The sequence below is a fragment of the Streptosporangium sp. NPDC006930 genome (assembly GCF_040635605.1).
GTDB lineage: Bacteria > Actinomycetota > Actinomycetes > Streptosporangiales > Streptosporangiaceae > Streptosporangium.
Genome location: NZ_JBEYID010000009.1, coordinates 193,515 through 215,056, shown reverse-complemented (window position 1 = coordinate 215,056; position 21,542 = coordinate 193,515). Strand labels below are relative to the sequence as shown.

Here is a 21,542-nt window from a genome sequence, read left to right as displayed (position 1 = left end):
TCCTTCGTCCTCGTGACCGGAACAAGCGTGGTCATGATGTGATCAGTCCCTCCCGGCGTAGCGCCGCGTCGACCCGCTCGTCCAGTGCCATCCCTGCCGCCACCAGCTCCGGTCTCGCATCGAGCCGCATCAGGTCCCGGCTGGAGCCGGTGCGCCACCGGACCAGGCGGGTGGCGATGATGTGCCGTTCTCGGGGCGGGAAGTAGCCGAACGCCTGGCGCAGCGCCGGCAGCGCCACCAGGAAGTCATGGTCGGTCATCGCCCCCAGCAGTTCGTCGAGCAGTTCCAGCATCCCTGCGGTGTGCAGCACCTCCTCACGGGCCAGTGCGAACAGCCCGGCCAGCCAGTCGCCCGCCGAGGCCGGGGTGAACGCGCCGCGTATCGCCCGCGTGGGGTCGGCGGCGGCCGCACCTCGCAGTGACCAGCCCAGCCCGAACGACGCGCCCCGCAGGTCGGGCGGCGCCTCGTGGCAGGCGGCGATCCGGTCGGCGACCCCCAGAGCCGCCCGGGTGTCCAGTTCGAGCGGCGTCGCGGCGTGGGTCAGGACGTCGCGGACCGCGATCATGGCACCGATCCGCCCGAGGTCGGCCGGTGCCGGACCACCCCGCGCTCCCTCGGCCAGCCACAGTGCCCGGCGGGTGGCGGCCGCGATGACCGTACCCAGCGTGGTGCTACGGCTGGTCTGGAACATGTCATCGTGTCGCCACATCGCCAGGGCGACGGTGAGCGTACGGCCCAGTGACCCCAGGTCGGCCGCCGCGCCGATGGCCCGCGTCAGGTCGTCCAGCACCCGCCCGGTCAGCTCGCCGATGCCGCACACCGCCGCGTCGAACAACAGGCGGGCCAGCTGATCCAGGTCCCCGGCCGTGACCTTCTCCGACAGGGCGGCGGCGGCCGCCTCCCGCGGGTCCACGCCGTAGCCACCGGCCTCGATCAGGGCGGGCAACCGGTCGTCGGCGTCGGTGAGCGTCCACTGCTCGACCAGCACCGGAGGGCCTGCCGGCTGCGGTCCGGACTCGCGCGCCAGGCCGGGGATCGCCAGGACCCGCAGCCGGTGCAGCAGCCTGCTGCGCTCTCGGTCGATCTCCTTTCCGAGGTCGAGACGCACCTCACCGGAGCCGTCCAGACCGTGGCGGCACAGCTGCTCGGTGACGGCGTGCACCAGCGGCGGCAGCGGAGTCGACGGGTGCAGCCGGCCGACCCGGTCACCGCTGAGCGCCGCGACCATCTCCACGATCGCGGGATGGTTGCCCGCCCGCAGACGCCCGCGGGTCGCCCAGGGCAGCGGAACCTCGAGCGCCTCGTTGACCAGGGCGCTCGCCAGGCCGTCCAGTACGTCGACCCGGGCCGGATGGCGGTGGCCGCGCACCAGCGCCAGCCCGTCCGCGGTGGCCCGAGCGGCGATCAGGTCCGCGGTGGACACCTGCAGTCTCCGTGCGCGCAGCCGTACCGCCACCGCCTCGGTGAGCCCGCGGGCGGCCTCCGCCGGGCCCGACTCCCACAGCCGCTGGTAGTAACCCGGCGACGGCATGCCCGACTGGTAGCCGTCGAAGGCGTCCAGCCGCCGGAAGGAATACGGCACCAGGTAGCTGCCGACGACTGCGTCATCGGGCGGTTCCGGCAGTTCCGGCCAGGTCCGCTCGCCCTGCTCGCTCAGCCGGATCAACGCGGGGCGGTGGAAGCCGCCGATGACCACGACGACCGGCCGCTCGCCCGCGTCGGCGACGGCGGCTCGGATCCACCGCGCCATGTACGCCTCGCGGGCCATGTCGTCGGCGCCGGGCTCGGCGTCACCACGCACCAGGTCGAAGTAGGTGGCCAGCCGTTCGGCCAGCCCATCGGCGGGCTCGATCTCGAACAGGTGGTCCCACAGGGCGTCCACGTTGTCGACGGCGAAGGTGCGGCACAGCCGCTCGGTCACCTCGGCGTAGCGGGCCTCGGCGTCGGCGTAGCGGTTGTGGACCTCGGCCAGCGCCGGATGCCAGGCGGGCAGGTCGATGAAACGCGTCTCCGCACCGACGGCGTGGCCGGCGGTCAGCGCCGTCCACTCCGGGGAGTACTCGCACAGCGGCGCCCACGAGCCGTGCCGGCGCTGCGCGTCGCGGTAGCCGGTGTACACCGCGATCGGCAACTCGTGCCCGAGCAGCAGTTCCCCGAGCCGGTGGTTCATGTCGGCCGGGCCCTCGATCAGCACGTACGCCGGCCGCAGCGCCGAGATGGTGTCGGCGACCAGCCGGGCACAGGCGGGACTGTGGTGCCGGACACCGATGAACGTCGCGGTCATCGTCAGCCCGGCAGCAGGTGACGGGCCTCGTACAGGGCCTGCCACTGGTCGCCACGCCGCCCGTTGGCCTGCTGCTCCAGATACCTGCGGAGCTTCGCCAGGTCCTCGGGGTTGTCCTTGGCCGCGGTTCCCGCCAGGCACGACACCAGGTCGGCCGCCGTGCCGGGCTCACCGCGTAGAAACCAGCCGCGCAACCCGACGGCGTGCGCGACCGAGACGGCCTCGGCGGTGCTCATCACCCCGGACAGCCGGTCGGTGGCGTCGCCCCGCCTGGTCTGCCCCTCGCGCAACTCGCGGAAGGCGGTGACCAGGACCTCCAGCACGTCACGCCGGGGCGGCGCGCCGACCCCCGAGCGCCGCAGGAGCGCCGCGGCCTCCGCCTCCACCAGCGACAACTCGGTGTCGAAGTCGGGAATGGGGAAGACGGTCTCGAAGTTGAAGCGCCGCTTGAGCGCGGCGCTCATCTCGTTGACGCCTCGGTCGCGGGTGTTGGCGGTGGCGATGACGGTGAAGCCCTCCTTCGCGAACACCATCGACTCCGGCCCGGTCAGCTCGGGTATGGAGAGAACGCGGTCCGACAGCGGCGACAACAGGCAGTCCTGCACCTCCAGCGGGCATCGGGTGATCTCCTCGAAGCGCACCACCTTGCCTTCGGCCATGCCGCGCAGCAGCGGAGCGGGCACCAGCGACCGCGTCGACGGGCCGTCGGCGACCAGCAGCGCGTAGTTCCACGAGTACTTGATCTGGTCCTCGGTGGTGGCCGCGCCTCCCTGAACGGTGAGCATCGATGTGCCGCTGACCGCTGCGGCGAGCAGCTCCGACAGCAACGACTTCGCGGTGCCCGGCTCACCGACCAGCATGAGCCCTCGATTGGTCGCGAGGGTCACCAGAGCTCGATCGATCAGTGACGGGTCGCCGGCGAACTTACGGCCGATGCCGAGTTTCTCGTCGCCGATGACGAAGCGTCGGGCGGCTCGCAGGCTCAGCGCCCAGCCGGGCGGCCGGTCGCCGTCGTCGCTTTCGCGCAGCCGGGCCAGCTCGTCCGCGTAGCGCACCTCGGCCGGAGGCCGCTGGATGTGGTCGTTCATCGGACGAGCTCCCGCAGGTCGCGCATGATCTCGGAGGCGGCGATGGGGTCGAGGCCGTCGAAGTCCTGCTTGGAGACATGCAGGGTCTGCTCCTCCTGCATGTCGATGTAGCCGATGGCGACACCGGGTTCGAGACCGACCGTGAAGGTCCTGCCTCCGGGAAGGTCGCGCTCGATCCAGCCCTGCCAACCGGCGTCCTGCGGATGACCACGTCGCCAGGCCCGCCGTTCCAGACCGAGCACCCGGCCGGTCGGGATCTTGGTGAACGCGTTCGGGTCGAAGTCCGCGGTCGAGGTGTGGACCTCCCGGCCCAGCTGCGGAAACGGCTGCAGGATCTCGTAGTCGGCGAACGTCTCCGCCCAGGCACTGAGGGTCTCGGTCAGTTCCAGCGGATGCGCCACCCCGATGAGCACACCGTCGGGCAGGGTCAGCGTCTCGTCCTCGACGTCGGCGAAGCCGCGGTCCTCGGCCACGCGTAACGCGCCGAGCGGCTTACCCGAGGAGTCGTAGTATCCCCAGACCAGCCGCCGCACGATGTGCCACAGCAACGGGTGGCCGACGAGCAGCCGGGCGAAGTCCTCCCCGCTCCAGCGCCGCTGACTCACCATGGCCTGCTCCAGCCGGCGGATGTTGTCGGCGGCCACGGTGCGGACGTCCTTCTTCAGCCCGGCGAAACGCCGGTGGGCCGCGGGCGCCAGCTCCGCGTCATCCTTGGCGCCCGGCTTGGGCAGGCTCTTCAGCCGCTTGCCCCCGGAGTCGACCACGTACGGCTTGAGCTGCTCGTCGAAGCCGACCACGAACTTCCTGGCGCCGTAGTCGAGGGTGAGGCTGCCGTCGGCGGCCAGGCCGAAATCCGGCACCAACCGGTCGGCGAGCTCCTGAGGCTCCAGGCCGAGTTCCGCGGCGACCTCGACCATCTTCTGCCGGGCCCGGTTCTTGAGCCCGCTGAACTTGACCTTCTCCGCGATACCGTGCAGGTGCATCAGCGCGACCTCGGACCCGAGGGTGGCCAGGATGTCCAGGCCGGCGACGGCCCGGCTGTGCCCGCCTTCCCCGGGCCAGGTCCGGATCAGCGGGGTCAATCTGCGGACGGTCTCGTCGTCGCCGAGTGGCGCGAGCGCGTCCATCATCCAGCTCTCCTTGGACGGGTACCCGGCCATCTGCCAGCGCTGGAAGAGCGCCCAGGCGAAGTCCGCGAGACTCCGGCTGTCGCAGGCATCCTTGACCAGGGAGATGCCCGCGTACGGGTCACCGGGCCGGGAGATCGCCAGCATCGTCATCACGTGGCGAGCCGCCTCGATCGACAGTGCCTCGGCGCCACCACGCAGCCGGACACGGGGCAAGATCGCCGGATCGGCCCAGTCGGGCAATGTCGGGATCTTGCTGGGGAGCGCGTCGAGCGGATCGCCCACCAGCAGGTCGGCGATCGCGGCTTCGGCGGCCGGGCCGTACCCCGTGGCGGCCTGGGCCACAGCGTCGCGGTTGCCGCCCGCGACCAGCGCCAGCAGGGCCTGCTCGGCCTGCCGGCGGGCCGGCCCCGGCTTGCCCAGGGCCGGCGGAACCAGCGCCCGGGCGGCGGCGGCGGGGTGCCGCGTCAGCCAGGACAGCGCGGTGGCCCGCACCGACTTCAGCCGGGTCAACCACTCGGCCATCAGCACGGCGATCTCCGGGGCGGCGAACGGGAGCAGTGCCGAAGCGATCGGCCCGGGGTTCTTCCTGGCGCTGTCGACCGCCATGGGCAGCGCGGCCGACTCGAAGCGGGCGAGCACCACCCGAATCCAGTCGGAGGCGCCCCACAGATCGGACGGGCGCCACATCTCGATCAACGGCCTGGCGAGTTCCTCCGGTCCGGCCGTGAACAGACTCACCTCCTGATACCAGGGGACGCGGCTCGGCCCGGCCCCGGCGATGCCTGCGGCGGTGCGCTTCCAATCGTGGTCGCCATAGCCGCTCCAGTGCTCTGGGACGGAGAGCCAGGCATCGCGCTCGCCCGCCCCCCACACCACCTTCGGCTCATCCGCGCACACCAGGCCGCCCACCACCACCGGCTTGCGAGCCGTACGCCGCCGTGTCCACGGCGGGCTGACCAGCACCTCGGGCAGGGCCTCCGGCGGAGCGACGGCGACCGCCGCAGCGGTCGAGATCGTGCTGACGCGCCGCGCGGCGGCATCGCCCAGCTCCGCCGACACCTCGTCCACCAGGTCGGGGTGGGCCAGCACGTGGGCCCGCAGCAGCTCATCCACCACCTTGCCACCGGAGGCGGCCAGCATCCGCATCGCCCGGCGCGGGAAGCGGGCCGCCGCCCGCAGAAGCGCCGGCTGGGCGTGCCTGTGCTCGATCCGGTCGATCAGCGCCCGCATCGCCTCGTCGGTCGGCGACTCGGCGAGCACCGCCAGCAGCCGCCGCTGATCCTCCTTGCCGTAGGCACCGTCGAACCATCCGGCCAGGACCGGCACGGCCGCGGCGCCCATGCCGTCGATGAGCGTGGCCGGCAGGGCGAGAGAGTGAGCCACCTGGTAGACCGAGACGTGATCCACGATCAGCGCCGCCTGGGCGGGGGTGCTGATCGCGGCGATCAGGCAGTCGGCGAGGCCCGAGCCGAGGCCCACGGCTTCGGTGCAATCCGCGTCCACCCAGTCGATCTCGGTCGGCACCAGGTAGGACGCGGCCATCCGATGGTGCGGGCCCTTCTCACGGCACTCGGCCAGCGCGGCCACCACCTCGGCGTACTCGGCGTCCGACGTCGCCGCGACGGCGGCGCGGACCCGCAGGGGCAGCTCCGTTCGGTTCCAGCCCCACCAGCGACCGGGGCGCTCGGTCGCGCCCAGCCACTGGATCGGCAGGGCGGATTTCATGCTGCTGTGGTAGTGGTGGTCGCCGCCGCATTTCACCGCGTTCAACTCCGCCACCGCCACCGCCGCGAACACCGGGCCTCGCTCCAGCAGCCAGGTGTCGGCGAACGCGGGCAGTGTCGTCGTGTCCTGCCAGCCCAGGTGCGCGCCCACCACCTCCGCGATCACTGCGGCGCCCAGCGGAGTCACGTTCCCGGCCAGGTACGCCGTGGCTGCTTCGACGATCTCCGGATCGGAGCACAACTTCAGGGAGCCGAGGATCGTCTGCCGATACTCGGCCAGTGTCGCGGCGACCTTCGCCGGTGCGCCCGCATCCGGCCGCTTCACGGTGACCGCCACACCGCCCCGCCGTGGGTGAAGGCCGCGTACCCAGCTCGCCGGCATCGTGAAGAGGTCTTCGTCGGCGGTCTCAGCGGGTCGCTGTGCCGGTGCCGGCGCGTCAGGCACGACATGGGTCGGCGTGCGTTCCACGGTCATGGGGATACCTCGCAAGGGTCTACGCATTACGCGCTCAGGTGGCACGGGACAAAGTAGCCACGCATGCCGACAAACTTTGGAGCGCATGCCCTGACGAGGCATGATGCGGGAACTTCGTCTCGTACGAAGCCGGCCGTGCGCAGACCCGCTCCGCCGGGCCGCCCCGGCCGTGTCACGTCATGAGCGCTTCCGACATCCGCTTTTCGCCGCCTCACGCCGGCCCTGTACGGGTCGACGAGACGGGAACGGTCACGCGCGTCGGCCTGCTGCTGCGCATCGGGGCGGACGGAGCGGTCAGCCGCGCCCGAGACGCCGGCCTTGGCCGCTGAAACCCCGCCGTTCGTGATCGGAGACCGCCTGACGAACGATCGGCTCCTCACCACGACCGATGTCGCGGGGAACCTGCCGCCGATCTCCCAGTCCTTCGGCTGCCGGGGATCACCTCTGCGACGAACAGTACGGGCTCGCCCGCCCGCGACCCGACCCAGCCACCTTCCACGGGCAGCAGCCGGTCCACGTGTTGCGCCCCTGGGCAGGGCACGATCCGGTCAATGGTGAGAAGATCGCCGCTCACCGGGCCTGCCGCGCGGACGGCGGCCTCCAGAGCGGCGGGCGAGATGCCGTGGGTCGGCGGGAAGGGTGTCGTCCACAGGTCGGCGGCCGTCACGACGGGCAGCGGGTCCTCCGCCGTCCCGAGAACGAGCCCCGACCAGGCCAGGCGGCCACCGTCGCGCGCCTTGACCGCGGATGGGGCGGGGATCAGGGGAGAGAGCGCGGGGGGTTCCGGCTGGTGATGAGGGAGCGCTGGAGGGTCCGGTTCGTAAAGCAGGCGCATCGAACCGGCGACCGCGCCGTCGGCGGCGGTGATCGTGACGTTGACCGTCCAGCCCTCCTCCGTCGTCTCGCCCACCGCCGACGTGGTGAACCGGCCGCCCTCCAGGACCAGCGCCGACAGGTGCACCCGCACGTCACGCACCGAGGCCAGGTGCTGCGGCGGCCAGCCGGGCGGCACCACCCAGTCGGCGACCGAGCACGCCTGCTCCACCAGCACCGACACCGGCAACGCCGGTCGGCCGTCCACCGTGAAGTCGGTCAGGCAGGGATGGGAGCCCTGCCGGTGGACGATCGAGCCGCGCAGTGAGTGGAAGGGCCGGAAGTCCTCGACGTCGCCGAGGAAGTGCGCCAGGCCGTGCAGCCGGGGCAGGTCGGGGTGGCCGGTGAACAGCCAGAAACCGCGCAGCTGCGTGGGCACCAGCGCGCCGCCCACCTGACCGATGAACATGACCTCGCCGGTTCCGCCGGAGCGCAGCTCGTCGATCCAGCGGCGCACGCCCTCGGCGGGGTCGAGGGTGGACACGTACCGGACCGCCGCGTCGTAGTTGGCGATCACGCCCAGGCGCTCCCACGTCGGCCAGCAGAGCGTCTGAGTCGGCAGCCCGTAGGTGTTCCGCGCCCAGAATCCCAGCCTCGGCAACGCCTCGTTGCCCGCCGCGTAGTCGATCTGGCCGATCATGCCGCCCATCCGGCCGGCCAGCGACCCCACGTTGCAGAAGACCTTGAGCGCCGCCCGCCGCTCCGGGGTGGCGAGCACCGCCCTGGTCAGGGACACGAACCCCGACACCTTCACCTCCACGGTGCGCACGACCTCCTCGGGGCTCTTCATGTCGAGCCTGGTCGGCACGTCGATGCCCGCGTTGTGCACCACCACGGTCGGAGCCGGGAGACGGGCGAACAGGGCGTCCACCTGCTCCTGCCGAACGCAGTCACACGCCTCGTACGCGATGCGCAGGCCGTCCCGCTCGGCGGCGGCCAGATTGGCCGCGACCTGGCGCAGCTCCGACTCGCGCTTGAGCGCCGCCCGCGTCTTCCTCAGGGCGTCGGCGGTGCGGGCGTCCGCGATCCGGGCGTGGCGGTGGGCGGCGTAGCGGTCGTCCGGCAGCGTGAGCCAGTCCGCGGTGGGCAGCTCGTCGCGGCCCGTCACCACGACGCGACAGCCGAACCGCTCGGCCAGTCCGCGCGCCAGGGCGAAGCCGACGCCTCGCGCGCCTCCCGAGATCAGCACCACGTCGTCGGCGTCCAGGTCCAGGCGCGGCTGCGGTTCCGGGCTCGGCAGGGCGGTGAGCGCGTGGCGCACGCCCCGCCGGTAGCCGATCTCGAACAGGTCCCACGCCGCCAGCTCGGACTTCAGAAGCCCTGCGAGCCCGTCCGGGTCGGCGGTGTCGACGTCCAGCACCTTCACCGCGAGGTTGGGCAGCTCGCGTGGCAGGCACTTGGCGAACCCCGCCCAGATGCCGCCCAGGGGCGTGCCGATCCGCCCGTCGTCGTAGCCCATCAGGCCCCCCAGGTGGGTGACCGCGACGTAGCAGTATCGGTCGGCGCGCGACTCCGCCCGCCAGGAGGCGTAGCGGCGCTGCACCATGCGGGTGGTCCTGTCCAGCGCGTCCCGCCACTCGCCGCCGCCGAGCCGGTACGGGACGCCGGTGACGTTCAGGTCGACGATTCCGTCCCAGTCGTCGTGCTCCGGCTCGCGACCGGGGGCGCACACGTCGGCGCCGAGGCGGCTCGCCAGCCGCACGGCCAGGTCCGTGTCCGAGCCGATGACCAGTAGCCGCCGCGCCACGGGGGACGGGGGCGGGAGCGGGTGGGGCACCGGCTCCCAGACCATGCGACGCACGGGCCTGACGAAGGAGCCGGTCTCGAACGACACCAGATGCGGCCGGACCGCCGTCACGGTCACGTCCGTTCCCGCACGACCACTGGCAGCCCCGAGCTGGGGAAGAGCGTGATGTAGTGGCCGCTGCGCACCTGGCTCGTGCCCGGCAGCCGCAGCCGGTAGCGCCGCGACAGCATCGCCACCGCCGTCACCAGCGTCGCCATCGCCAGTCCCTTGCCGACGCACATACGCCGCCCGCCGCCGAACGGCAGGAAGGCGTGCTTGTGCCGCTCGTCCTGGGCGTCGCCCAGGAAACGCTGCGGGTCGTATGCCTCCGGGTCCGCCCAGTGCTCGGGCGAGCGATGCGTGCCGTACACGCTGAGCAGGACCGTCGTGCCCGCGGGGACGTGCCGCCCGGCCAGAGTGTCCGGCTCGATGGCGTCGCGGGGGAACTGCCAGACCGGCGGATGCAGGCGGAGAGCCTCGTTCACCGCCGCCGTCGTCTGGGGCAGCTCGCCAAGCCGTTCGAGGTCGGGCGGCCCTTCGGCCAGTACCTCGTCCACCTCGCGCTCGACGGCACGGCGGGCCTGCGGGTGGCGGGCCAGCTCGTACATGGTCCAGGCCAGCGCCTGGCCGGTGGTGTCGGAGCCGGCCAGCAGCAGCGTGCGCAGGTTGTCCGACACCTCCGCGTCGGACAGTCCGGCGTCCAGCAGCAGTCCGGCGGCGTCCGTGCCATGCTCGCCTGCGGCCCGCCGCTCCTCGATCACCTGGCTGACGATGGCGTCGAGCACTCCTTCCGCCCACTTGCGGTCGCGGTGATAACGCGTCGGCACGAAGGACGGGATCAGCGCGGAGATGCCCTTGATCGTGCTGGTGTACATGACCTTGTTGGCGATCCCCGCGGCCCGGGAGTAGTCGGTGCCCGACAGGTCTCGGCTGATCAGGGCCATGCCCATCACCCGTGCGGACACGTCCATCAGGCCCGGCGCGACGTCCACGACCGCGCCCGAGGCGGCGTGCTCCGACCAGCGCCGCAGCAGTTTCTCCGTGGCCGCGATCGCCTCGCGGGCGCTGCCGGTCACCCGTCGTGGGGTGAAGGCCGGCTGCACCGCCTTGCGCGGGCCGCGCCAGCCGTCGGTGTCGAGCGTGAGCAGGCCCGTTCCCATCGTGCCGACGAACCCCTTGTAGAGGGTGCCGCGCCGATAGTTGTCCGGGTTGACGCGCAACACCTGCTCGATCGCCTCCGGCTCGGTGACCTGGACGAACGGGATAGGCAGCTGGACCGACACCAGCGAGTCGCGCTCCTGCATGCGCAGCGTGTAGGCCAGCGGGTCCTTGAAGTAGGGGATGGCGTCGCCGATCACCGGCAGCCCTCGCGGGCCGTGGGCGACCGGGCAGGTCCCTTCGGGGGTCATCGGCGCTCCTCGCGGTCGAATCTCTCTCTGTCGACGTACTCACCGGTCTCCTGGTCCACGTAGCCGACGACGGCGCCGACGATGTCCTTCGCCTGTAGCAGCACCTCACCGTTCGACGCGACCGCGATGGCCCGGTTGTCCGGTTCGGGGTCCTCCAGGTCGAGGTCGACCGGGGTGACGTACAACTCCACCGGCTCGGTCAGCGCGGCCAGCGTCAGGTCGGTGTGCCCGCCGTACAGGTCGACGCGGCGGATCGAGCGGGGGATCGCGACCGGCGTCCAGCGGCCCCCCGCCCGCTCCAGGACGGCCACTCGCACCAGGCCGTCCAGCGTCACGGACGGGACCAGCAGGTCGGGAAACCATCGGCGCAGCGCGGGCGCGTCGAGTGCGAGCCGGCCGCGCCGCCCCAGCGGATGCGTCCGAGTGTCGGTCGTGGACACGAACACCTCGCGCAGCAGGACGTCGGATCCCGGCATGTGGTACGGATCGCGCAGTGGCCGGCTCCCGTGCTCGTCCCAGTGCGTCCACGAAGGGCCGGGCACCGCCGCGTCGCGCAGCCGCACCGTGACCGAGAAGTGCAGCCGGTCGCGAGCGACTATGACACCGTTCGGGGCGACCACGTCCCCCAGCACCCGCACGGCCACCACCGACTCACGCTCGTCGGCGCGCACCAGCCTGGCGGTGAGCCGCTTCACCTCCGGCCGGTCCGCACGGTAGACGCGCAGGAACGACTCCAGCCGCAGGTCCTCGAAGACGGCGGGCACCCGGCCGGGCACGAGTGAGACCGCGGCCTGCGCCGCCAGCTCAGGGACGAACGTGCCAGGCAGTGTCGGGTAGCCGCGGACCCGGTGGAGGTCGAGGTATCCGTCCCGCTCCAGGGAGAACGTCCGCTCGGCCACCAGCTCTGCGGCGTCGTGGCGCAACGTCCGGTCGATGAACGGCAGGGGCCGCTTCGCGCCCGCGGAGAACTCCAGGAACTCCGGTACGGCGGCCCTGATCGCGGCCCGCTCCTTGGCGCCGAAGAACACGGTGACGGGCGCGTCCGGGGCGGCGGCCAGCTCGGCCATGAAGTGCTCGACGCCCTCCTCGGTCGGCGTCGGCGTGAACTCTCCGCTGCCCTCCAAAAAGTCGCGCATCAACGGCGACGCGCCCAGGCCGATGTCGCGCCAGAGCGTCCAGCCGATGGTGAACTCACCGGCGGCGTTCACGGCGGCCGTGTTGAGGAAGTCGTTGGCGGCGCCGTAGTCGGTCTCGCCACGCTGGCCCGTCAGCCCGATGAACGAGCCGAAGTTACACCACAGGCGTGGCTCGCGGCCCCGGGTCGCCTCCTTCAGGTTCAGGTACGCACGCACCTTGAGGTCGCGCACCGCCCGGAAGTCCTGGACGGACTTGGCGGTGACGTCGGAGGCCCGGTTCGTACCCGCGATGTTGAGCAGCAGGTCGATGGGGCCGTCCACGGTGGCGAGGGCCCGCTCGACCTCGTCGCCGTCACGCAGGTCACAGCGCAGGTAGCGGACGCGTCCCGGCCCGCATAGCCGTTCCAGCCCGGCCAGCGTACGCCGGGTCTGCCGCGCCTCGCCGAGCCGGTCGTACCGGGCGTTCGCCTCCGACACCGAGACTCCCTGCCGCACCTGGATGCGGATGAACGCGCTGCGGTCGAGCTCCTCACCGGCGTCGTCGGGCAACTCGGAACTGCCCAGCACCACCAGGCGCGGACGATGACGCGCGGCCAGCGCCTCCAGTATCGGCGCGCCGATGCCCCGCGCCCCTCCGGCTGCCACGACCAGGGCGTCCTCGCCCAGCGCCGGGACCTCGGACGGCGGGGCCAGGGTGGGCACCGCTCTCGGTGTGAGCCGCATGCCTCCCGCGTGGTAGGTCACCGGGATGAGCCGCCGCGCGCCCAGCTCGGCGCTCACCGTGGCCAGCACCTCGTCGAGCGGCACGTCCTCGTGCACGGTGGCCAGCACGTCGACGCCGGGGAACTCCAGCGCCAGGCTCTTGACCAGGCCCGTGAACAGGCCCGTGAACGGCAGCGGCACGCCCGCCTCCGTCACACCGCCCACGACGCTCACCACGAACGAGCCACCGTCCAGATACGCGGCGCACTCCTTGGCCTTCAAGAACACGCGTTCGTGCAGGTCGAGCAGCTCATCGACCGCTTCCGACCGGCGAGCCGCGCGCAGACGGGGGTCGGTTGCGTCCACAAGCACCCTGACGTGCGCGGACACACCGTCGTCGCGGCCCGTCCTGAAGCGCGGTGCGTTGGTCAGCACGACGGCGTCCGCCGGGATCGCGGGGGGTGCCGTGCGGACAGGGCGGCGCGGGTCGGGGGCCAGCTCGAACACGTGACGGTCCAGCAGCCGTTGCGGTTCGTGCTGTGCGGCGGACCTCGGAGACCGCGTGTCCCGCACGGCGGCCCCGGCCTTCCGCGGGTCCTGCGTGTCGGGTCTCCTCAGTTTGATGAGGCGCGCGCCGGCGCCGGGGTCGGGCCTGAGCTCGATCGTCCCGTCTCCGCCGCCCTCCAGGAACGCGATCAACTCGCGGGCGCCCTGCGCGCCCAGCAGATTCGCCCTGCTCATGCCGTGGCCTCCAGCCTGTCCTCGGCGACCGCCTCGACGGACACCACGGCCAGCACCGGCAGTCCCTCGGCCAGAGCCAGCGACTCGCGGGTGACCGCGAACAGGAACGTGCCCTCGCCGATCGGCCCGCAGCCGAGCAGGTCGCCCCACGACCGCAGGCTGTTGCCGTTACTTCCCGCCACCAGAACGACGTCCACGTCGCCGAAGTCCAGGTAGCGTCCGGCCAGGTCGAAGGCGTCGGCCAGCGAGGCGGCACCGCCGTCCACGGCGATGTTGAGCCCGCGCAGGTCGAAATAGCCACACAGGCGGGCGGCGATGACGTTCGGCATCTCACCGGGAAAGGAGTCCTCGTCCGGCGGCCCGATGAGCCCTTCCACGCGCTCGCGCAGTTCCACCGCCCGCTCGCCCGCCAGGTGATCGAGCTCGTCCAGGTAGGCGCGCACGGCGTACAGGACGGCGTTGCGTGTGGGACCGGTGTGGCCCACGACCACGCCGGTCGTGCGGCTGTGACGGGCGCAGAACTCGCGGACGCGCGGCTCCAGCCGCTGCATGCACTCGATGATCATGAGCTGGGTACGATCGGTCGCCCGGATCGTGGACGCCGGCAACCGCAGGCGGGCGAACGGCGGATGCGGATAGCGGTCGCCGAACGAGTCCGGCTGGAGGTGCCGTCCGCGCGCCCACGCGCCTACCTGCTCGTTGTCCTCGGCCCCCGGCGTGTGCGCCGACCAACCGACGATCACCATGGGCTCGGCGTTCCTGACCCCGTAACCCGCACGAGCGGGCCGGTCCTGGAGGAACTCCTGCACCAGCAGGTGCGCGTTCGTGCCGCCGAAACCGAATCCGGACACGGCGGCCGTGCGCGGCCGCGGCCCATCGGGCCGGGACGGCCACCGCACCGGCCGCGTGGGAATGTTCAGATTGCAGGTCGCCAATCCGAAGGAGTCCGGCGCGGCCGAGAAGCGATGCTGGGGAGGGATCGTCTCGTGCCGCAGCCCCAGCAGCGCGTGGATGACCGACACCACGCCCGCCGCCCAGCCGGTGTGGCCGATCAGCGACTTGTTCGAGGTCACCCGCACCTGACGGGTGCCGGCATAGGCGGCGCGCAGGCTGAGGAACTCGGCCTCGTCACCCGCCGGGGTGCCCGTGGCGTGCGCGATCACCCAGTCGACGTCATCGGCGCCGACGCCCGACTTGTCGAAGGCGCGGGCGATCGCGAGTTCCTGGCCCGCGCTGGAAGGCGCGTAGATCGCTTTGCCCTTGCCGTCCGCCGACAGCCCGACGCCCGCGATAAGGCCGTGCACGGTGTCGCCGTCCGCCAGCGCCCGCGACAGCCGCTTCAGCACCACGACACCGGCGCCGTCGGAGAACAGCACGCCGTCCGCGTTCCTGTCCAGGGCGCGCACCTCGCCGCCACGCGACAGGCCGTGAAGCTTGGAGAACAGCACAGAACCGCCGGGGGCCAGCGCGAACGCACCGCCGCACACGGCGACCTCGGCCCGGTCCGCCAGGAGGTCGCGCACCCCCAGATCGACGGCGTAGAGGGATGACGAGCACGCGGTGTCCACCATGAGCAGCCGCGTGTCCGCCGGGAGCAGGCCGTCGATCGCGCTCGCGCCCACCCGGTGCGGGAGCGGCTCCGACCGGAGGGCGTCGCCGTGCGGCAGCACACCGGGGCCGCCGAGCTCCAGGTCCACCAGCGCCTCCACCAGGTGCTGGCTGCCGTCGGGGGTGTAGCCGAAGCAGGCGGTGAAACGATCGGCGTCCCGCCTGGTCACACCCTCCAGCGCCTGGTGGACGCTGTGCCGCAGCCACAGCGTGGTGTGGTCGAGCCCGGCGTCCGGGCGTTCCGCGGCCAGGGCGGGGTGCGGGGTGAAGTCGGTGATGAAGCCGGAGCGGCGCTGGTAGGTCTTGTCGGGGGCGCCGGGGTCGTCGTCGTGGAAGCTTGCCAGCGGCCAACGGTCCGGTGGGACGTCCACGAACAGGTCGGCGCCCTCGGTGAGCAGCCGCCAGAACGCGTCGGGATCGTTGGCTCCCGGCACGGCCAGCCCCATGCCGACCACCGCGATCGGATCCACGCCCTGGATCCGCTCTGTGCGCGCCTCGGGCACGGGGCTGAGCTCAGATCCGGGTTCCGGCCCGGGTTCCGGTCGCGACCGCGCGGGCTCCGGCCCGGGGCCCGGGGACAGTGCCGCGCGGTGCAGCGACAGGCCGCCGTCCGCGACCACCGTCTGTCCCGTGACCCAGGCCGCACCCGGCGACGCCAGCAGCAGCACCAGGTCCGCCAGGTCGGCCGGGGTCGCCAGCCGGCCCATCGGGGTCGCGGCCACGGCGTTCGCGCTCATCGAGTCGAAGCCGGGGAACATCCGTCCGACAGGGTTGTCCAGCAGCCCGGCGGAGGCGGTGTTCACGCGGATCCCGTCCGGCGCGAACTCGGCGGCCAGGTAGCGGGTCAACGCCTCCAGCGCCGCCTTGGACAACCCCACCGGCAGATAGTTCGCCGGTGTGTACGCCGCCCCGACCGAGGAGACGTTGACGACGCAGCCCCCGTCCGAGCGCGCCAGCAGCGGACGGGCTGCGCGAGCACACCACAGCGCGCCCTTGACATTGGTTTCGTACGCCTGGTCCAGGTGCTCCTCGGTGAGCTCGTCCCAGCCGACGAAGGTGCCCGTGGCGGCGTTGTTGACCAGCAGGTCCAGCCGTCCGTACGCCGAGGTCACCTCGTCGAACATCCGACGCACCTGGTCTTGCTTTGCCACCGACGCCCGGATCACCCGGACGCCGCCGCCCAGCTCGGCCGCGAGCTCTTTGGCCGCGTCGTAGGAGTGGAAACAGTTCAGCACCACCGTGGCGCCTGCCTCGGCGAGCGAGCGCACGAGGTGCGCTCCCACGCTGCCCGCCCCGCCCGTGACGAGGGCCACCCGGCCCTCGAACGCCGTCATGCCGCGTCCGGCTTGGCCAGCGAGTCGACCGTGAAGTCCACCACTTGGCCGAACGTGCGGTAGTCGGACACTCGCAGGTCCTCGGGGCGCCTGCCCAGCTCGAACAGGAGGTTGAGCCGGCTCATGAGCTCCACGCGCTTGACCGAGTCGACACCGAGGTCGGCCTCCAGTTCGGCATGGTCCTCGAAGACCTCCTCGGGGTACTCCAGGGCGGTGGCGTAGAGGTCGCGCACGCGGGCGGCGATCGCCTCCCTCGACTGCGAGGCCGCGCCTCCGGCGGAGACGGCGGTGCTTTCGTCGACGGCCACCTGAGTGGTGGCGACATCGGCGGTCACCGGTCGGGCGACGGCGCTGTCAGCGGAAATCGTCTGGACAGTGGGGTTCTCGATGGTCATCGACCGAGTGACGGGATTTTCCGCGGTCACCGACCGGAAGGTGGCGGCGGGAGCCAGGAAACGTCCGGTCTCCCGCAACGTGTCCACGTCCTGAAGCAGCGGCGTGCACACGGACGCGGCCCGGTGCGCCGACCGCACCCGTGACGTCAGTGCCCGCCCCGCGCCCACCTCCACCCAGACGCCCGCGCCGGAACGGTGCAGCCGCTCGACGGCCGCGCCGAAGCGCACCGGGGTGACGAGGTGGGAGGCGAGCAGTTCGCCGAGGTCGTCCGAGTCGCGATAGTAACGGCTCAGGATGGGCGAGAAGACGGGCACGTCCAGCCCGCGCCGCCCGTACCCGGTGAGCCTACGGCCCAGTTCCCGCCCGGCAGGGTCGAGCAGCGGGCTGTGGAACGGGTGCGGCGCGCGCAGCTCGGTGACGGAAAGGCCCACGGCGTCGGCGATCGCGGACGTGCGCCGCAGCGCGTCGGCCGACCCCGACACCACCGTCTGATCCGGCCCGTTGTCCACCGCGATCACGGCCCCGGAGGTGGGCAGCAGATCCAGGATCTGCTGGGCCCGCTCCGCCGCGCAGCCCAGCGCCAGCAACCCGCCGCCGCTGCTGTCGTGCTCGCGCAGCACGATGATGCGGTGGCAGAGGATCTCCGCCCCCTCGGCGATGTTCAGCGCGCCGCCGGCGACCAGTGCCGCGATCTCGCCGAGGCTGTGCCCGACGAGCACGCTGAACCGTGCTCCCTCCTCGGTGAGCGCGCGGTGAGCCGCGGTGGACGCGGCGAACACGGCCAGCTGCAGGACATCCGGCGCCTCATTCAGCAACTGCTCCAGGGAATCACCGGAAAAAGCGCGATCCAGGCCCTTGCCCAGCATTCCCCTGGCCACTTCGTCGATGATTTCAACCGCTTCTGTCGCACCATTTCCATAGTCCTTTAACCATCGCAGGGCGTTCGGCACATATGCGCCTTGACCCGGGAAAAGGCCGACTACTATCTCTACGGTGCCCAGCATTTCCTTTCCCTTCCCGAGCACGAAGAACAGACAAACGCATCGCCCATTGCAGTCCCCACGAAAAAATGCGTGCGAGGGATTGACTCTTTTGACGACAACCGCGATCATGATGCACTGGACACCCCTAAGGTTTTAACTACATTCGTAGATCATGGTTCAAGTCACCGGGGGACGGCCTGTAGTCGGTGGAGCATCCCGCGGTGAGCTTCGCCTTGACCTACGATCTGGTCGTGTCCCGGAATGCCGATCTGACCGCGCTCGTCGGGAAGAACCGGCCGCTCCGACGTCTTTCCGAGCCGACCACGAAGTACGATCGGTCAATGACCGAAATGACCGAAACCACGCCCGGCTGGCTCGCTCCGGAAGAACTGGAGGCGACCCGCGCGCGGATGCCGATCCTCTACGTCGACGCCGTCCCCGTACGGGTCGACGAGACGGGAACGGTCACGCGCGTCGGCCTGCTGCTGCGCATCGGAGCGGACGGAGCGGTCAGCCGCGCCCTCGTCTCCGGCCGCGTGCTTCACCACGAGCGCGTCCGTGACGCGCTCATGCGGCACCTGGAGAAAGATCTCGGTCCGACGGCACTGCCCTGCATTCCCCCTTCCCCGCAGCCGTTCACCATCGCCGAGTACTTTCCGACCCACGGCGTCACGCCCTATCACGACCCCCGGCAGCACGCGGTCTCCCTCGCCTACGTCGTCCCCGTCACCGGTGACTGCCGTCCCCGGCAGGACGCCCTCGACCTCGTCTGGTTCACCCCCGAGGAGGCCTCGTCACCGGTGGTGCAGCAGGAGATGCTCGGCGGACAGGGCATCCTGCTGAAGCAGGCCCTCGCCCACGTCGGCTGCCTTTCCTGACCATCGCACGACCTGGGGAAACGACCGGTCGTCGTACCCGGGCCGGTGCCGCACGCGTCGGCTGCCTTTCCCGACCGTTCGCCCTCGCGATATACGGCCATGATCTTTTTCTTGGGCTGTGGCGGTCTGGGTCATGACGGTCTGGGTATGAGGGCTTCACCGACGCCTACGGGTGGCCCTCGCCGAGCCGGCTTTCCCGGGACAGGAAGCGATGGATGCGTTTTCATGCGGATTTACACATTCACTCGAAATACGCGCGGGCCTGCAGCAAAGACAGCGACCTGGAGCACCTGACGTGGTGGGCGCGGCGCAAGGGCGTCGCGTTGATGGGCACCGGTGACTTCACGCATCCGGCGTGGTTCGAGCATTTACGCGAGAACCTCGTACCGGCGGAGCCTGGGCTGTTCCGGCCGCGTGAGGAGATCGCCCCAGAGGCCCTCGGGCCGCTGCCCGCCGGTGTCGCCCCCGGCGAGGTGCGGTTCATGCTGTCCACGGAGATCTCCACGATCTACCGGCGCGGCGAGCACACCCGCAAGATCCACCACCTGGTCTACATGCCGGGCTTCGACGAGGCCGCGACGTTCAACGACAGGCTCGACCGGATCGGCGACCTGAGCTCGGACGGGCGGCCCATCCTCGGCCTCGACTCCCGCGCCCTGCTGGAGATCACCCTGAGCAGCGGTGACGGCGCCTACCTGGTGCCCGCCCACGTCTGGACGCCGTGGTTCGGCGTCTTCGGCTCGAAGTCGGGCTTCGACACGATCGAGGAGTGCTACGGCGAGCTCTCCGGCCACATCTTCGCGCTGGAGACCGGCCTGTCCAGCGACCCGGCCATGAACTGGCGGGTCTCCGCCCTCGACCGCTACCGGCTGGTCAGCCACTCCGACGCCCACTCGCCGCCCATGGTCGGCCGCGAGACCACGGTGTTCGAGACCGACCTCGACTACTTCGCCGTCCTGCGAGCGCTCCAGACCGGGACCGGGTACGCGGGAACGACCGAGTTCTTCCCCGAGGAGGGGAGATACCACGTCGACGGGCACCGCAGGTGCGACGTCCGGATGGGCCCCGAGGAGACACGCGGGCGCGACGGGATCTGCCCCGTGTGCGGGAAGCCGCTCACGGTGGGCGTGCTGAACCGGGTCCAGGAGCTGGCCGACCGGCCCGACGGCTTCCGGCCCGAGGGCGTCGCGGGCTTCCGCAACCTCGTACCGCTGCCGGAGATCATGGGCGAGATCCTCGACGTGGGGTCGAAGAGCAAGAAGGTCCTCAGGGAGGTCGACAGGCTCACCGCTGCGCTGGGACCCGAGCTGAGGATCCTGGAGGACGTGCCGGTCGAGGACATCGCGGACCTCTCACCGCCGCTCGCGGAGGCCGTCGGGCGGCTGCGCCGCGGCGAGGTGATCAGGGAACCCGGGTACGACGGCACGTACGGTGTGATCCGGCTCTTCGAACCGGGCGAGCTGGAGCGGGCGCGCGAGGAAACCGCCCCGACGCTTTTCTAGTCCCGCTCCCCCGACCTCGCCTTCCAGGCACCGCCGACCGCGACCTCCCTTCGGTCCCGGTCTCCGTCGACCGCGCTCCCCGGTTCCGTCCGCGCGGTCTTCCCGGACTCCGGTCACCTCAGCGCGCTCATCCTCGCGAGGGCGGCGGCGAAAAAAGAGCGCGGAGCCTGCGCGGCCACCACGAACGCGTCGGCCGCGGTGTCCACGTCGGTGAGGCGGGGCATCAGGGCGACGCTCAACCCGGCCTCCTCCAGCCTCCGCAGCTGGACCTCTCCTGCGGTCGGCTCCGACACCGGTACGCCGAGCAGGAGGGCGGGGTGGGGAGCGCGTAGCCCGAGCAGCCAGAACCCGCCGTCCGTCGCCGGGCCGAACACCGCGTCGTAGGCGCTGAGCATGGACAGGGCGTAGGCGAGCATGTCCGGGGTGACCTGCGGGGTGTCGGCGCCGATGAGCACGACCGGCACGGGCAGGAGCCGATGGGCGTCGTCGAAGGCCGCGGCGAGCCGCTCGTCCGGCGCGTCCCCGCGCTGCGGCAGCACCGTGAACCCGTGGGGAAGCCAGGGTCCGGGGACGCCGTCGAGCGCGATCACCCTCCTGTCGACGGGAACGCGGGCGACCGCGCGCAGCGTGTCCTCAAGGGCGGCGGCGGCGAGCGCGGCCGCCTCACGCGCGGTGAAGGGCGGGATCAGCCGGGACTTCACCTTTCCCGGCACCGGCTCCCTCGCGATCACCACGACCTGTCCCTCGGGCGGCCCGCCCTGGGACGGTACGCGCCGCGACGGCTCACCCCAGGCTCGTCGGTTCCTGGACGCCTCGCCATGAGGTGTCCCGTCCCGGGCACGTTCGGCCCAGATGTCCCGGGTGGCCCGGGTGTGAGGGAAAGGGCCGGTGCCGTACCGCCCGTTCCCGGCACGGCTCATGCGTCCGCTCGATCGGCCATGACCCGGCGCGTCAGAACCGCCTCCCCGTACGGGCACTGCGGCACCACGTCGATCTTCATCGTTCGACGTTAAGGCCGGTGGACGGGCTCCCTCGTGAGGGAAAGGGCGTGCTTCCAATAAATGACCGGTTCAGGCCCACGATTGGAGAATGTTTGGGAATTCCGGCGCGGATACCCCCACTCGCCACGCTCACGAACCACCGTCGCACCCCCGGGCTCTCTCAGGAACGCGTTCGGGACAACTCCCTACATGCTCTCTGTGAACGTCCGGGAGTTGCTCTCACTGCTCTGGTAGCTCTGGTAGCCCGGCCCCCACGTCCAGATTTCCGTACGATCGCCGTTTTTGACGATCTTCTTCCCGAAGAGCGAGCATTCGCTCGCCATGGCAGGCGTGGGCGGGATGAGGGCGGCGGACGCGACCGGTGCGGCGAGCACCACCGTGGAGGCTGCGAGGGCGGCGAGGACGATGACAGTGATACAGCGGGCAACGGGCATGGGTTCTCCCATGACGTGCGGATGATCCGACGGAGATATCGCCTTTTTTCAGGAAAGG

The 21,542-nt window shown here is 71.4% G+C and carries 12 protein-coding genes and 1 pseudogene; 3 read left to right on the top strand and 10 right to left on the bottom strand.

The genetic code is table 11. The features are described from left to right. Positions 1–31: 31 nt before the first annotated feature. From ABZ664_RS18305 to ABZ664_RS18295, 3 genes are read right to left on the bottom strand one after another with little or no spacing between them, the layout of a single operon-like run. A complete protein-coding gene (locus ABZ664_RS18305; RefSeq protein WP_362510555.1) occupies positions 32–2,284 on the bottom strand; it encodes a DUF5682 family protein in 2,253 nt (750 codons plus the stop codon). Positions 2,285–2,286: 2 nt separating this feature from the next. After that, a complete protein-coding gene (locus ABZ664_RS18300) occupies positions 2,287–3,372 on the bottom strand; it encodes an AAA family ATPase (RefSeq protein ID WP_362510552.1) in 1,086 nt (361 codons plus the stop codon). Continuing rightward, positions 3,369–6,701, bottom strand: a complete 3,333-nt coding sequence (locus ABZ664_RS18295) for a DUF4132 domain-containing protein (RefSeq protein WP_362510549.1) — start codon at positions 6,699–6,701, stop codon at positions 3,369–3,371. Before ABZ664_RS18295 ends, ABZ664_RS18300 begins: the two co-directional genes overlap by 4 nt. 215 nt (positions 6,702–6,916) lie before the next feature. Here ABZ664_RS18295 and ABZ664_RS18290 point away from each other — a divergent pair. Next, positions 6,917–7,003, top strand: a pseudogene (locus ABZ664_RS18290) (DUF4916 domain-containing protein); the annotation flags it as partial. Between the two features lie 74 nt (positions 7,004–7,077). Here the strand turns inward: ABZ664_RS18290 and ABZ664_RS18285 are convergent. The 5 genes from ABZ664_RS18285 to ABZ664_RS18265 are packed head-to-tail and all read right to left on the bottom strand — an operon-like array spanning position 7,078 to position 17,564. Then, positions 7,078–9,438, bottom strand: coding sequence for an SDR family NAD(P)-dependent oxidoreductase (locus tag ABZ664_RS18285; RefSeq protein WP_362510546.1), 2,361 nt, complete (start codon positions 9,436–9,438; stop codon positions 7,078–7,080). Further along, the gene (locus ABZ664_RS18280; protein WP_362510543.1) at positions 9,435–10,769 is read right to left on the bottom strand and encodes a cytochrome P450; all 1,335 of its coding nucleotides are present in this window, start codon (positions 10,767–10,769) and stop codon (positions 9,435–9,437) included. Before ABZ664_RS18280 ends, ABZ664_RS18285 begins: the two co-directional genes overlap by 4 nt. Further along, positions 10,766–13,348 (bottom strand): KR domain-containing protein, encoded by a 2,583-nt coding sequence (locus ABZ664_RS18275; RefSeq protein ID WP_362510539.1) that lies wholly within the window; start codon positions 13,346–13,348, stop codon positions 10,766–10,768. Before ABZ664_RS18275 ends, ABZ664_RS18280 begins: the two co-directional genes overlap by 4 nt. Beyond that, positions 13,345–16,290: an SDR family oxidoreductase gene (locus ABZ664_RS18270; protein ID WP_362510536.1), complete on the bottom strand. Its 2,946-nt coding sequence runs from the start codon at positions 16,288–16,290 to the stop codon at positions 13,345–13,347. The genes ABZ664_RS18275 and ABZ664_RS18270 overlap by 4 nt, the downstream gene beginning before the upstream one ends. Beyond that, complete coding sequence (locus tag ABZ664_RS18265; protein WP_362510533.1) at positions 16,287–17,564, bottom strand: acyltransferase domain-containing protein; 1,278 nt, start codon at positions 17,562–17,564, stop codon at positions 16,287–16,289. The genes ABZ664_RS18270 and ABZ664_RS18265 overlap by 4 nt, the downstream gene beginning before the upstream one ends. 446 nt (positions 17,565–18,010) lie before the next feature. On the opposite strand from ABZ664_RS18265, the gene ABZ664_RS18260 reads away from it, so the two are divergent. After that, positions 18,011–18,547, top strand: a complete 537-nt coding sequence (locus tag ABZ664_RS18260) for an NUDIX hydrolase family protein (RefSeq protein WP_362510530.1) — start codon at positions 18,011–18,013, stop codon at positions 18,545–18,547. Between the two features lie 215 nt (positions 18,548–18,762). Then, positions 18,763–20,049, top strand: coding sequence for an endonuclease Q family protein (locus tag ABZ664_RS18255; protein WP_362510527.1), 1,287 nt, complete (start codon positions 18,763–18,765; stop codon positions 20,047–20,049). 113 nt (positions 20,050–20,162) lie between these two features. Here the strand turns inward: ABZ664_RS18255 and ABZ664_RS18250 are convergent, their stop codons facing one another. Both ABZ664_RS18250 and ABZ664_RS18245 read right to left on the bottom strand, forming a co-directional pair. Beyond that, entirely contained in the window at positions 20,163–20,783 is a 621-nt protein-coding gene (locus ABZ664_RS18250; RefSeq protein ID WP_362510524.1) for a TIGR04282 family arsenosugar biosynthesis glycosyltransferase, read from the bottom strand. Positions 20,784–21,235: 452 nt separating this feature from the next. Beyond that, complete coding sequence (locus ABZ664_RS18245) at positions 21,236–21,484, bottom strand: hypothetical protein (protein ID WP_362510521.1); 249 nt, start codon at positions 21,482–21,484, stop codon at positions 21,236–21,238. Positions 21,485–21,542: the final 58 nt, after the last annotated feature.